General features: G+C 34.7%; 8 protein-coding genes. 5 read left to right on the top strand and 3 right to left on the bottom strand.

Translation table 11 applies throughout. The annotated features are described in order from the left end of the window. Positions 1-32 precede the first annotated feature (32 nt). Complete coding sequence (locus ACIFUW_RS13350; protein WP_002297333.1) at positions 33-419, bottom strand: sigma-70 family RNA polymerase sigma factor; 387 nt, start codon at positions 417-419, stop codon at positions 33-35. Between the two features lie 693 nt (positions 420-1,112). On the opposite strand from ACIFUW_RS13350, the gene ACIFUW_RS13345 reads away from it, so the two are divergent. From ACIFUW_RS13345 to esp, 3 genes are all read left to right on the top strand, one after another. After that, positions 1,113-2,318 (top strand): YSIRK-targeted surface antigen transcriptional regulator, encoded by a 1,206-nt coding sequence (locus tag ACIFUW_RS13345; protein ID WP_002297334.1) that lies wholly within the window; start codon positions 1,113-1,115, stop codon positions 2,316-2,318. A gap of 16 nt (positions 2,319-2,334) precedes the next feature. Beyond that, entirely contained in the window at positions 2,335-2,769 is a 435-nt protein-coding gene (locus tag ACIFUW_RS13340) for a DUF7006 family protein (RefSeq protein WP_002332818.1), read from the top strand. A 616-nt stretch (positions 2,770-3,385) separates the two neighbouring features. After that, positions 3,386-9,805: a repetitive surface protein Esp gene (gene esp / locus ACIFUW_RS13335; protein ID WP_269528372.1), complete on the top strand. Its 6,420-nt coding sequence runs from the start codon at positions 3,386-3,388 to the stop codon at positions 9,803-9,805. Positions 9,806-9,971: 166 nt separating this feature from the next. On the opposite strand, the gene ACIFUW_RS13330 is transcribed toward esp, so the two are convergent. After that, positions 9,972-11,267, bottom strand: a complete 1,296-nt coding sequence (locus ACIFUW_RS13330) for an ISL3-like element ISEfa11 family transposase (RefSeq protein ID WP_002297218.1) — start codon at positions 11,265-11,267, stop codon at positions 9,972-9,974. A gap of 193 nt (positions 11,268-11,460) precedes the next feature. On the opposite strand from ACIFUW_RS13330, the gene ACIFUW_RS13325 reads away from it, so the two are divergent. Further along, entirely contained in the window at positions 11,461-12,792 is a 1,332-nt protein-coding gene (locus ACIFUW_RS13325; protein ID WP_010729817.1) for an NAD(P)/FAD-dependent oxidoreductase, read from the top strand. Here ACIFUW_RS13325 and ACIFUW_RS13320 read toward each other — a convergent pair. Then, complete coding sequence (locus tag ACIFUW_RS13320; RefSeq protein WP_002303350.1) at positions 12,779-13,738, bottom strand: IS30 family transposase; 960 nt, start codon at positions 13,736-13,738, stop codon at positions 12,779-12,781. The genes ACIFUW_RS13325 and ACIFUW_RS13320 overlap by 14 nt on opposite strands. A 243-nt stretch (positions 13,739-13,981) precedes the next feature. Between ACIFUW_RS13320 and ACIFUW_RS13315 the strand changes: the two genes are divergently transcribed. Next, positions 13,982-15,433, top strand: coding sequence for a glucosaminidase domain-containing protein (locus ACIFUW_RS13315; RefSeq protein WP_002297338.1), 1,452 nt, complete (start codon positions 13,982-13,984; stop codon positions 15,431-15,433). The last annotated feature ends 108 nt before the right edge of the window (positions 15,434-15,541 follow it).

Genomic DNA, 15,541 nt, shown 5'->3' with positions numbered 1-15,541 from the left:
AGAAGCATACAAAATTAGTTATTATGCAGATATTAAACCAGCATTTTTTGAATTTTTTTGTAAAGTCGATGTTTTAAATTTGTCGCACCCTGTCTTGTAATCCCCAGAACCTTTCCAATTTCTTTATCAGTTTTATCAAAGATAAATTTTTCGATAAGAAAAATTTGTTCAGGTTCTTTCAACAAAGGAAGGATTTTTGCTAATTTTATATCTTCAACAAGGAGAGTCACATTTAAAACATTAATCGGTTGTTTAAATTTTATAGTATCTTTAGTAAACAAATATGGTGGGAGTTGATCAAGTTGTTCATGTTTTTGAATTTCTTCTTGTTTTTTATAATAAGTATTAGCGGTGTTCAAAATGACCTTTTCAAAGAATCGAATCAACTGGGCATTTACGCGTTCGTCGTTATCTGACATATTGCACACCTCCTCCATTAAGATTTAAAGGGAAAAGAGGCAAAAAACACGAAAAGAAGCTAATGCAATTATGCTGCGCTGCGAATAACTTCTATAAGCTCACATGCATTGATAGGACTGCTGATGTTTATTTTCAAAAATGTTTTTTTAGTTGATAATGGATAGTTATCTTTATACTTAGAAAAGAAAATTCATATATCTTCTTAAATATCAAACATGTCCTTATGGCTAAGAAAATGTCTTGAGCTTTTTACGTATAATAAATCTTTTCTAAAACCTCCTTTTGGATAATATTCTTATTCGTGTATAGATTGTATTTTTTATTTCTTCCCCCTTCATAATTAACAACTAGAAAAGAGTTCGAATAGACACGTATTTGAACGAAAATTTTTATTGGATTCCCAAATTGGAATATTTAGAAACGAAAAATTCCTATTATCTGTATAGTGCTTAGATAATAACGGATCATAATAATTATTGTCTTTGAACTAGATATATGTAAATAGTATTCATCATGATGAAAAATGATGAGTTCTCGGTGATAAAATGTACTTTTTACGGTGGAATATACATGAAAGCGATAAGTGGATATTTTATAATGAAGTAAGTTAGCTTATTTTGACAGAGGAATAGTATTTTAGATAACGTATAAAATACTATTTAATGATGTAGAAAGGAAAGAGAGAAACAAAAGTGTTTTCAGATAAAGAAGTCTTATTAAAGTCTCTTCATGTTTGTTTAAAGTTACCTATCGTGGTTTTTAATTCCGAATTCAGTATTATAAAAGAGTATCGCTCAGATAGAACTACTTATTTTTTTTATGATTATAAAAAGTTACTAACTGATAATATTAAAAAAACTAAAGATTTCCATTTCTTTACTGGTGATTTTAATGAGATGTTTCTTCTATACATGTTTAAAACCAGATATTACTTATTTGGTCCATTTAGAGCAAATAATATTGATAAAGTTTTTTTTAAACTAAAAATGAACAATTTGAATGTTGCAATGGCTGATAGAGAACGACTCTATAATTCATTGCAAAATTTGACTTTGTATTCTTTAGGAGACATTCGAGATATTCTGATTTTAGTTCATTATTTTTTTACTGGAAAAATAGAAGATCTATTCCATGAACCGTTAATTGAATATACAGAAAATCTAAGTAAAACTATCGAGCAAATCAAAATAGATAATCTGTTATCACAAAATTACGATCCAGAAATATATCTGTTTCTTTATGAAAATAAAATACTGGAATATGTTAAAAATGGAGATATTCGAAATTTAGAAAACATGGTTTTTAATCTGAGTAATGGAATAATTCCAAGTGTTAGTGGAGATACGATTCGGTCTGAAAAAAATTATTCTATCATTGTTTTTGAAAAGTTAGCACAAACGTCTATAACATTAGGAATGGATATAATAGAAGCGTATCAAAGTAGAGATGCTTTGATACAAGAAAACGAATTAGCTGTATCGTTACCTGAGGTCTTAAAAGTGAGGGATTCTGGGATTGTTTATTATACTAAGGAAATCGGAAAAACTAAGATAGAGCATCTTTCTCCCTTAATTTCTTCTGTCGTTCAATTCATCGGCTTAAATATCTATAAAAGAATTACTGTAAAGGAAATAGCTAATTATTTTTCTGTAAGTGAAACTAAATTAAGAGAAAGCTTTAAGAATGAAATGCATATTACGATTTATAATTATATCTCTAAGCGAAAAATTTCTACGGCTAAAATAATGTTGAAATCAAACCATACTATCAGTGAAGTTTCTTTAGGTTTAGGATTTTCAGATTCTTCACACTTTTCGAGAGTATTCAAAAAGTACGCAGGTGTATCTCCTAAGCAATATCAATTAGGTTTAGTGGACAATTTCAACAACATTAGCTGAGAGGTTTTATTTTATTATGAGACTATATCATTTACGTAGTTTGGAGGAGTTGAGGAAATTGGATTTTAACAAAAAATTTTTTTGGGAAATTTCTGATTTGAGTTGTTTCGTAGAATCTGAGCGTCTAAGTAATGGTAATAATAGTGTGTTAAATGAATATGACAAAGTAGTAATTAATAAAGTAAAAAGTTTATGTGAAGAAGCTAGAGAATCTATCAGTCATATTAATGGTAGCAATTTTAAACAAACATTATTTAATCTGATTAAGCTAGATGCTAAAATATCAAGTTATTTATTCTTTTTGATACATGATGAATTTATGGATTATCAAAAATTGGATCAGTTAATTGAAAGAGAAAGCTGGGAAGATTATTACGTGGGTCTAACTTTTTCAGAAAAGTTAAACAACTACAAGTTAATAGATTATAAGTATTTGAGTGAAAGCAATTAATTATTCATGTAGAGTACTAGACACTTTAAATATGGACAATTCAATTATAAAGAAAAAGAATCAATAATTTAATGAGGCTGTGACAAATGTCATTTTTTGTTTCGCTAAAAACGAGTGAAAAAATGTTGATAACTCCAATCATTCGTTTAAGATTCTAGGAATCATTCAGAAATGCTGTGAAACCGATACTTTATAATTATAAAGAAGGTGATTTCAAATTCCGAAGAAGGAATTTGAAGTCACCTTTTTACTTATGTCACAGTCTCATTCAGTAATGCGGGATAAGGCTCCTTATTCCGTTATTTGAATACTCTGAAGTTTAATCTAAGAAAGGGTAATATTTTGAAAACATGCTTCATCGCATAGAAATGAACTTAATTTCAGAAAGAATACATACATATCTTTTTATATGTTTTCAGCTGCTGAATGGTTAAAAAGCACAAATATCCGAAAAAAACATGAAGAAATGTACTTTTTTTGTTGTAATGTTCATGAAATTCTCTAAGTAAATTAGTTAACATAAGGTTAGTAAGATTCCTATTCTGTGAATAATACGTATCAGATTTATCTTTTATTCTTACTAGGAAAGTAATTATTAAGGGAGTTGATTTGAATAATGGTTAGCAAGAATAATAAGAGAGTATTTCTAGAAAAAACAAAGAAACGAGTATTGAAGTACAGTATCAAAAAATTAAGTGTTGGGGTTGCATCTGTTTTGATTGGTGTTGGTCTTGTCTTGGGAACAACTGAACTAGTTAAAGCACAAGATGAAATTTCTCCAAGCAGCCCACTTGAAACAGCGATAAGCTCCGTACAAGTAGGTGACAAAGTAGCTTCGGGGAATACTTTTCAGGAGAATCCTGGTTATACGAAAAATTATAACTTTTCGGATTTACAATTTAGTCCTCAAGAACTAACTGGAGACACACTAAAAGGCAATACAATTGGATTTGAAGTTTACGGAAAACATAATATTGCAGCATCAACTAAAAACTGGGAAATCCGTCTTCAATTAGATGAACGATTAGCTAAATATGTAGAAAAAATTCAGGTCGATCCAAAGAAAGGAATTGGATCTTCTAGACGGACCTTTGTAAGAATTAATGATTCGCTGGGTAGACCTACAAATATTTGGAAGGTCAATTATATTCGTGCAAGTGATGGATTATTTGCTGGGGCAGAAACAACCGATACGCAAACCGCTCCTAATGGGGTAATTACGTTTGAAAAGAGCCTAGATGAAATTTTTAAAGAGATAGGCATAGACAATCTCAAGACCGATCGTTTAATGTATCGAATCTACTTGGTAAGTCATCAAGACGATGATAAAATTGTACCGGGTATTGATAGTACGGGCTACTTTTTAACAGATTCAGATGATTTCTATAATAGCTTAGATGTATCTGAAAATAATCCTGACCAGTTTAAACATGGATCAGTAAGTGCAAAATATGAGAAACCTAATACTCAAACAAAAGATGGTTCAGGATCCACAGGTGCTAATGGAGCTATAATCTTAGATCATAAGTTAACGAAAAATTATAATTTCTCATATTCATCTTCCGCAAAGGGCACGCCTTGGTATGCTAATTACAAAATTGATGAACGATTAGTTCCATATGTAGCGGGTATACAGATGCACATGGTTCAGGCTGACAAAGTAACATATGATGTTTCGTTTGAATCCGGAACAAAAGTAGCTGATTTAGCAATCGAGCGACGGGAAGGTCATGAAAATTATGGCATAGGTTCAATAACTAATAATGATTTAACTAAACTTATCGATTTTGCTAATGCAAGTCCACGTCCAGTCGTTATTCGATATGTTTTACAATTGACTAAGCCATTAGATGAAATCTTAGAAGATATGAAAGCAACAGCACAAGTTGAAGAAAATAAACCATTTGGTGAAGATTTCATCTTTGATTCTTGGTTGTCGGATACGAATAAAAAATTAATCCAGAACACTTATGGAACAGGTTATTATTATTTGCAAGATATTGATGGTGATGGAAACCCTGACGATAAAGAAGAGAGCGGAGACACGAATCCATATATCGGGAAACCTGAATTAGAAGAAGTATATGATGTTGACACAACAGTTAAGGGGAAAGTATTCATCCACGAGTTAGCGGGAACAGGTCACAAAGCCCAACTTGTTGATAAAGAAGGTACTGTATTAGCAGAAAAAACTATCGCTCCAAATGAAAAAGATGGGGCTCCAATTTCAGATACTGTAGAATTTGAATTTACGGGTGTAGATTCAAGTAAATTAATCGCGAAAGATGAATTAAAAATCCAAATCGTTTCTCCAGGTTTTGATAAACCAGAAGAAGGTTCAACCGTTATTAAGGAATCACCAAAAGCGGTTGATAAACAAACCGTGGTAGTTGGATTTAAACCAGATGCTAAAGAATCAATTCGGAATAATAAAAACTTACCTGAAGATGCAGAGTATTCATGGAAAACAGAGCCTGATACTTCTAACGTTACTGATAGTACGAAAGGTATTGTAACTGTTAAGATCGGAAATCGAACTTTCGACGTGGATGTAGAGTTTGCTGTAAAAGCTTCTCAAGCTATGGAAAATGATGCAACATACGTACCTATAACAACAACTCCAGAAACGACAGTTCAAAGTGGAAAACCTACATTTGATAAACCAGATGTTCCTTTAGCTAAAGATGCCTTTTCAATTTCAGATGTCTATAATAAGTACTTCGGTAATGCAAGTGTTGATGCAAACACTGGTATTGTTACATTCACTCCAGCTAAAGGTGTAGGAGAATCGGAGCCGATTACTGGAACAATTCCTATTAAAATTGTTTACCAAGATGGTTCTGTAGGCACGACCGATTTAGCAGTAACTGTAAGTAAAGATATTTATGAAAATCCAGGAGAAAACATTCCTGCAGGCTACCACAAAGTAACCTTCACCGCAGGGGAAGGAACAAGTATTGAAAGTGGAACAACAGTCTTTGCAGTGAAAGACGGCGTAAGCTTGCCAGAAGATAAACTTCCAGTGTTGAAAGCAAAAGATGGTTATACAGATGCGAAATGGCCAGAAGAAGCAACTCAACCAATTACAGCAGATGATACAGAATTTGTATCAAGTGCAACAAAACTGGATGATATCATTGAAAATCCAGGAGAAAACATTCCTGCAGGCTACCACAAAGTAACCTTCACCGCAGGAGAAGGAACAAGTATTGAAAGTGGAACAACAGTCTTTGCAGTGAAAGACGGCGTAAGCTTGCCAGAAGATAAACTTCCAGTGTTGAAAGCAAAAGATGGTTATACAGATGCGAAATGGCCAGAAGAAGCAACTCAACCAATTACAGCAGATGATACAGAATTTGTATCAAGTGCAACAAAATTGGATGATATCATTGAAAACCCAGGGGATAACATTCCGGCTGGCTATCATAAAGTAACCTTTACTGCAGGAGAAGGAACAAGTATTGAAAGTGGAACAACAGTCTTTGCAGTGAAAGACGGCGTAAGCTTACCAGAAGATAAACTTCCAGTGTTGAAAGCAAAAGATGGTTATACAGATGCGAAATGGCCAGAAGAAGCAACTCAACCAATTACAGCAGATGATACAGAATTTGTATCAAGTGCAACAAAACTGGATGATATCATTGAAAATCCAGGAGAAAACATTCCTGCAGGCTACCACAAAGTAACCTTCACCGCAGGAGAAGGAACAAGTATTGAAAGTGGAACAACAGTCTTTGCAGTGAAAGACGGCGTAAGCTTACCAGAAGATAAACTTCCAGTGTTGAAAGCAAAAGATGGTTATACAGATGCGAAATGGCCAGAGGAAGCAACTCAACCAATTACAGCAGATGATACAGAATTTGTATCAAGTGCAACAAAACTGGATGATAAATCTGACGCTGACAAATATAATCCTGAAGGTCAAAAAGTGACTACAGAATTGAATAAGGAACCAGACGCATTTGAGGGAATTAAGAACAAAGAAGATTTACCAAAAGATACTAAGTATACTTGGAAAGAAAAAGTAGATGTTAGCGCAGCTGGAAATAAAAAAGGGACTGTTGTAGTGACATATCCAGATGGATCATCTGATGAAGTTGAAGTAGATGTTACAGTGACAGACAATCGTTCTGACGCCGATAAATATGAGCCAACAGTAGAAGGCGAAAAAGTAGAAGTTGGAGGCACAGTAGATCTAACAGATAATGTAACCAACCTACCAACATTACCAGAAGGAACAACAGTAACAGATGTCACTCCTGGTGGTACGATTGATACCAACACACCAGGTAATTACGAAGGGGTTATCGAAGTAACGTATCCAGATGGTACGAAAGATACAGTGAAAGTTCCAGTAGAAGTGACAGACAATCGTTCCGATGCCGATAAATATGAACCAACAGTAGAAGGCGAAAAAGTAGAAGTTGGGGGCACAGTAGATCTAACAGATAATGTAACCAACCTACCAACATTACCAGAAGGAACAACAGTAACAGATGTCACTCCTGGTGGTACGATTGATACCAACACACCAGGTAATTACGAAGGGGTTATCGAAGTAACGTATCCAGATGGTACGAAAGATACAGTGAAAGTTCCAGTAGAAGTGACAGATAATCGTTCCGATGCCGATAAATATACACCAATGGTAGAAGGTGAAAAAGTAGAAGTTGGAGGCACAGTAGATCTAACAGATAATGTAACCAACCTACCAACATTACCAGAAGGAACAACAGTAACAGATGTCACTCCTGGTGGTACGATTGATACCAACACACCAGGTAATTACGAAGGGGTTATCGAAGTAACGTATCCAGATGGTACGAAAGATACAGTGAAAGTTCCAGTAGAAGTGACAGACAATCGTTCCGATGCCGATAAATATGAACCAACAGTAGAAGGCGAAAAAGTAGAAGTTGGGGGCACAGTAGATCTAACAGATAATGTAACCAACCTACCAACATTACCAGAAGGAACAACAGTAACAGATGTCACTCCTGGTGGTACGATTGATACCAACACACCAGGTAATTACGAAGGGGTTATCGAAGTAACGTATCCAGATGGTACGAAAGATACAGTGAAAGTTCCAGTAGAAGTGACAGATAATCGTTCCGATGCCGATAAATATACACCAATGGTAGAAGGTGAAAAAGTAGAAGTTGGAGGCACAGTAGATCTAACAGATAATGTAACCAACCTACCAACATTACCAGAAGGAACAACAGTAACAGATGTCACTCCTGGTGGTACGATTGATACCAACACACCAGGTAATTACGAAGGGGTTATCGAAGTAACGTATCCAGATGGTACGAAAGATACAGTGAAAGTTCCAGTAGAAGTGACAGACAATCGTTCCGATGCCGATAAATATACACCAATGGTAGAAGGTGAAAAAGTAGAAGTTGGAGGCACAGTAGATCTAACAGATAATGTAACCAACCTACCAACATTACCAGAAGGAACAACAGTAACAGATGTCACTCCTGGTGGTACGATTGATACCAACACACCAGGTAATTACGAAGGGGTTATCGAAGTAACGTATCCAGATGGTACGAAAGATACAGTGAAAGTTCCAGTAGAAGTGACAGACAATCGTTCCGATGCCGATAAATATGAACCAACAGTAGAAGGCGAAAAAGTAGAAGTTGGGGGCACAGTAGATCTAACAGATAATGTTACTAACTTGCCAGCGTTACCAGAAGGAACAACAGTAACAGATGTTACTCCCGGCGGTACAATTGATACCAACACACCAGGTAATTACGAAGGTGTCATTGAAGTAACGTATCCAGACGGTACGAAAGATACGGTGAAAGTTCCAGTAGAAGTGACAGACAATCGTTCTGACGCCGATAAATATGAACCAACAGTAGAAGGCGAAAAAGTAGAAATTGGAGGCACAGTAGATTTAACAGATAATGTTACTAACTTGCCAGCGTTACCAGAAGGAACAACAGTAACAGATGTTACTCCCGGCGGTACAATTGATACCAACACACCAGGCAATTATGAAGGTGTCATTGAAGTAACGTATCCAGACGGTACGAAAGATACGGTGAAAGTTCCAGTAGAAGTGACAGACAATCGTTCTAATGCAGATAAATACAATCCTGAAGGACAAAAAGTGACTACAGACTTAAATAAAGAGCCAGATGCATCTGAGGGAATTAAGAACAAAGAAGATTTACCAAAAGGAACTACTTATGCTTGGAAAGAGAAAGTAGATGTTAGCACAGCTGGAAATAAAAAAGGTACTATTGTAGTGACATATCCAGATGGATCATCTGATGAAGTTGAAGTAGACGTTACAGTGACAGATACTCGTTCCGATGCAGATAAATATAATCCTGAAGGACAAAAAGTGACTACAGACTTAAATAAAGAGCCAGATGCATCTGAGGGAATTAAGAACAAAGAAGATCTACCAAAAGGAACTACTTATACTTGGAAAGAAAAAGTAGATGTTAGTACAGCTGGAAACAAAAAAGGTACTGTAGTAGTAACATATCCAGATGGATCTAAAGAAGAAGTAGAAGTTACTATTTCTGTAGTAGATAAAAAAGCACCGAATAAACCTCAAGTTGATCCTATTACAGAGGGTGACCAAATTGTTACTGGTAAAACTGAACCAAATGCAGAGGTGACAGTTACATTACCAGACGGAAGTCAACACCATGGGACAGCTGATAAAAATGGTAATTTTACAGTTAAAGTTCCTAAATTAGAGGCAGGGACAAAAGTGATAGTAACTGCAACTGATGAATCTGGTAATACTAGTGAACCTACTAATGTAGTTGTTTCTTCCAACAAAAAAGACAGTGGAAAAAACGGTAGTAAAGGTAGTAAGACTGACAATCAAGGTAGCAACAGCAATCAAGACAAAAATAGAGGCAAAAGCCAGTCCTCAAAAGTTTTTCCTAAGACGGGAGAGAGTGACAGTAATATCTTTACTATTAGCGGTGGTTTAATACTGTTAGGAACGTTAGGATTATTAGGGTATAAAAATCGAAAAAAAGAGAATGAATAGAAAATCAATTTCTTAAGTCTTCTCTGAGAAGAGGAAGAATCTTTTTCTTCCTCTTTTTGCTTTTTTATGATGGGAAATAAGTGTGGCTCTTTGTCAATAAGGACTGATGAGTTGTGCAAAATCAAATCTGAGTCAGAATGAACCACATTCTGGCTCAGATTTTTTGTTATCTTACATTGATTAATTGATTGATCAAAAAGATTCTAATTCTCATGTTCTCAAATGATTTAAATCCGTAGGATACTCGTTTCATTGTCTTTATGTGGGTATTCTTCGCTTCTATTTTTCCATTGGAATAAGGATAGATCATTGCGTTGGTGATGCCTTCTTCATAGGTCAGAAGGTTTTGAAGCTTTTCCCGAAAGCTGTCATCTAACGTTTCGGGAAGTTCTGCCAATAAGGAGAAAAATAAGTCAGGGTCTTTGTCTCGAAAGGCTTCAACTAATTCATGAAAAAAGGGATACGCCTCCTTTAGGGGCGGAGAAAACTCAAGCAATCGATCAATCATCATTGCTTCAGTAAGAAATGGGTATTTTGGTGCTCGGAAACTTTTCCATGTTTTGTATTCATAATGGTTGATGTTTGCACGATTTTTTAGCAAAAAGCGCCAGTTCTTTTTCAGTTTTTCTGCCTGGCTTTTCTGTCCGGCTTTACGAAGTTCATTCATTTCACGGATACGCAACTCATTGAACGCTTGATTCATGTGTTTGACAATATGAAACCGATCAATCACGACTTTCGCATTTGGCAGAACACGTTTGGTGAGCTGGAAGTAGGCGGCGTTCATGTCTGTCACCAAGAATTCTACTTCTTCTGGATTGGTACAACCTAAGAAATAGCTTGTTAATCGAGGTAATTTACGCGTAGGCAAAACATCTATTAATTTTCCTGTTTCGCCATCCGCGCAAATAAAGCTCATCTTATCTTCTATGGAAGCATGCGAACGAAATTCGTCAACCATCAATACTCTGGGGAGGATCTTCTTAGATTGCTTTGGTAAATAGCTTTTAAACTCTTTCAATGTACGAATAACGGTGGTCAAAGATACCTGACAGCTTTTCGCAATAAAAGATAAAGATACTTTTTCAGTCAGTAAAGAAGCAATTTTATATCTAACATGATTTGCGATTGAATGTCTGGGTTGGACAAAATAACTTTGAGCCGTCCAATGGGTGCGACAGTTTTTACAGGTATAGCGTTGCTTTTTTAGGCGCATAACCAAAGGCATATGATTGTATTGTTCAAAACGGACAATCGTTTCCTTTTTTCCATTTTTCACTATAATTGCTTTCCCGTTTCCATCTACCACAGTAGAACCACAACTTCTACAAGCACGAGGAGTAGGCGAGAGAACAGCATCGACGACCAACGTCTTTTTCTTCTGAAGGGTCTCGTAAGAGACCTCTGTAATCATCAAATCTTTCTCTGTTATTCTCAGCATTTTTTTGATAGAATCATTCATATAGCGTATCGTCCTCTCAGTTGTTTATTTTGTGGTGATTTAATCATACTAGAGAACGATATGTTTTTTAATACCTAAAATGAAAATGGGGCTGAAGAATCAATTCTGATTCATCAGTCCCATAAATTATAGAGCCATAAGTGTTAGTTAAAGATGAATATACTTTTTATAGAAAGGAAAAGAATGTAATTAAGTGGAAAAAATAGTAATTATTGGTTCAAACCATTCAGGGCTAGCCGCAGCTCGATTTCTAAACTTAAGCGATTCAAATTATGAAGTTATTCTAATCGATAAAAAATCAGAAATTAGTTACTTGGAATGTGGGACATCGTTATTTATAAAAGGAGAAGTAAGTAATTTAGAAGATCTTTTTTATCAAAATAGAATGACACTAAATTCTGAGATAAAAAAGTTATTTCTAGAGACAGAAGTTGACAAAATTGATATTCAAAATAAAAAGATTAGTTGTGTAAAAAAAGATGGTACAAGATTCTCTCAAGAATATGACAAAGTTATATTAGCTACAGGTTCAAAGCAAATTATGCTAGATATACCGGGGAATAATTTAGCTAATATTTTTTCGATAAAGAATTTTCCAAATGCAAAAGAGATTTTTAAAGCTTTGGATGATAGTACTATTAAAAAAGTAGGAATTATTGGAGCAGGATATATTGGAGTTGAAATTGCTGAAGCCATAAGAAAAAGAGGGAAAGAAGTATATCTTTTCGATGTTGCAGATAGAGTGTTGTCGACTTATTACGACCGTAGTTTTTCAGATAAAGTTGAAGAAATACTATCAAAAAATGGAATACATCTTTGTCTATCAGAAAGTCCTAAAAAATATTTAGGAAGAAAAAAGATTGAAAAAATAGTCACTACAAGTGGTACCCAATACTCTATGGATATGGTCGTACAAGCTATAGGATTTCTATCTAATAGTCCAATTGGGGAAAAGGAACTCTTGAGAGATGTTAGTGGAGCATATCTAACTAATGAATACCAGCAAACAAATATAAAAGATATATATGCTATTGGGGATTGTGCTACAACTTTTTTTACGTCCATTAATAGAAGTAGTGTTGATTTTTCTATTTCTAATGCTCTAAGAACAGCTTATATTGCAACTCAACATATTAACAATCAAGATTTTACACCTTCTGGTTCCCAATTTACAAATGGCTTTTCTATATTTAATTACAATTTTTACGCAGCAGGTTTGAATTTAAAAACAGCACGATTATTAAGTGAGTCTATAGATTATATAGAAATAGAAGATTTCATTAGACCTGCTTTTTTGAGAAAAAATAGTCGTGTAAAATTAAGAATTAGCTTTGAAAAAAATACAAAGAGAATAGTAGGTGTACAACTTTGTAGTCAAGAAGATTTATCTGGACTATTATCAATGTTTTCTCTTGCTATAGAAGAACAAATTACATTAGACAAATTGAAAATGTTAGATTATTTATTTCATCCTAGTTTTAGCCAACCCTATAATTTTATTTTTTCGTTTGTCAAATTAAGTTAGACAAATCATCTTTTGTGACGTAACTCAAAAATACTTCCATTGGTGTCCGATAGTGTAATGATTTTCTAGGAATATGATTTCGTTTCGATGCCACCGATTGGATAAAGGTTTCAGATACACCATTAAAATCCATAGCTTTATACAAACCATCTTTACGTAATAAGCCATTTGAATGTTCATTCAATCCTCGTTGAGAAGGTGTTCCTGGATCCGCAAAATAAATTGAAATATCGTTGGTATTACTAATCTTTTTCCAATTTGAGAATTCTTTTCCACAATCAAATGTGATGGATTTAAATAAGTTTTTTGGGACACAACGAAACCATTGATTCAGCCTATTTTCAATGTCTTTAGCCTGTCTGCCTTCGGGTTTCAAGGTAATGATGACTTTAGATAGCCGTTCAACTAATGTGATGACCGCGCTTTTATGTTTTCCACCCACGATAGTGTCACCTTCCAGGTGACCAAATTCATGATCAAACTGGGTATAGTCTGTCTTTCTGTCTCGGATTGACCGGCGAAACCCTTGTTTTCCTCTTTTTTCTTTATGACCGTTTGGTTTTCTTTTTCCCTTCATTGGTAAATCGTGAGTGTCAAAGGTTTTATCTTTAAACATTCGATACAGTGTGCGTACCGAACAAGCAATAGGAAACTCTGCTCGACCAATAAGGACATCAGGAGCCCACCCTTGAACAACCTTTTTTTGAATGTATTCCTGTTGCTCATCAGGTAAAACAATCGGATGTCTTCCGCAGTTACGTTTGTTTTTCTTATATTGTTTATAGTAGCTCATTGCGCTTCCACCAGATTTAAGAAAACGATAGACCTTATAAATAGTTTGTCGAGAACGTTGTAACAGATTGGCTACTTTTGAAACAGGTTGTGATTGATTGAAATAAGCTTCTATCATTACGAGTTCAGTTGGTGTAAGATGGTTATAGGTCATTTGTACTCACTCCTTATAATTCTTTCGTCGGAACTATTTTGAGTGTAGCACAAATGACTTTTTTTAGTTGTCTAGCTTAATTTTACAATCGGCGTTTTAAAGGCAGTAACAGGATTAAACATTGAAACATAATCGTTACTAAATGAAATCAAGAAATATACTGTATTACTCAATTCATTGAAAATATTTATCATAATTTTTAATAGAAAACACTATTAAAGAGAAAAAAGAGAGGTAAATCAAATGAAAAAATCTTTAAAACTTGCATCAGCAGTTATATTAATGTCCCAACTCCTTATAGCAACACCTTTCCATGTGTTGGCAAGCGAAAATTCAACATACAAAATTGCAAAAGAAAGAACCGAGACGACTGAAATGAGTAATTCCGATGTAACAGCAGAGAGTAGTGAACTTTTGACAACTTCATCAAGTGAAAGTAGTACGACTTCAAATGCCGAGTCTTCAACAACTTCATCAAGTGAAAGTAGTACGACTTCAAATGCCGAGTCTTCAACAACTTCATCAAGTGAAAGTAGTACGACTTCAAATGCCGAGTCTTCAACAACTTCGTCAAGTGAAAGTAGTACGATTTCAAGTACCGAATCTTCAACAACTTCAAGTAGTACAAGTGAAATAACTTCTTCGAAAGTGACAAAACCAAACCATATAGAATCTTCAAAAAAGGAAGCGCCAAAAACGGAAGGACAAACAAAAACTTTTTCGACACCACAGCAAATAGAATCAACAGAATCTTTCCAATCACAACCAATACTATCTGGTAATGAAGAAATTCATTTTGACAAAAATGAATCTGTAGAAAATTTTATTATGAAAATTGGTGAGTCTGCGAGAAAAATTGGTCAGAAATATGATTTATATGCTTCTGTTATGATTGCACAAGCGATCTTAGAATCTGCCAGTGGTCAAAGCCAGTTAGCTCAGGCACCGAATTACAATTTATTTGGGATAAAAGGAACTTATAATGGAAACTTTGTCATTATGGTAACAAACGAAGATTTGGGTAATGGAACGCTTTATACGACCCAATCAAAATTTAGAGTGTATGAAAACTATGAGGAAAGCTTTGAAGATTATGCCAAATTATTAACTAAGGGAATTAGTGGAAATAAAGATTTTTATGCAGGAGCATTAAAAGCTAATAGTAAAACATATCGAGAAGCAACTAAATTCCTTACAGGACGGTATGCAACAGATACACAATACTATTTGAAGCTAAATGAATTAATTAAAACCTACGATTTAACCAACTATGATAAAGAAGTTAAAGGTCCACAAATGAGTAAGACTGGATACCAAGTGCCTATTCATAATTATTCAATAACCAGTTTGTTTGGAAATCGTGGAAATGAATTTCACCGAGGACTTGATATGGCAGCTACACAGGGTGAGCCGATTCATGCAGTTAAAGCTGGTAAGGTTGTTAAAGCAGAGTTTCACTACTCTTGGGGAAATTACGTGGTGATACAACACGAAGATGGATCAACCGCGTTATATGCTCACCAGCAACAATACCTAGTAAAAACTGGAGATAATGTTTTGCAAGGACAAATAATTGGCTATGTAGGAAGTACTGGGAATAGTACTGGCCCACACCTTCATTTGGAAATTTGCAAAGATAGTAGTCTTTCTCAGAGCATGTTAGTTGATCCGAAAACCTTATTATTCGGAGACTAAAAAAGGTAATCAATCTGACAAAGTAACAAGAAAATGGTTGGATTCTTAGACCTTTGATCAGGATATTGAGACTGGAATTGATATCTCGATTACGATGGGTTTGACAAA

It is taken from the genome of Enterococcus sp. PLH-Efm8 (genome assembly GCF_053011625.1).
The sequence above is the reverse complement of the archived record's forward strand: the minus strand, read 5'-3'. Positions and strand labels throughout refer to the sequence as shown.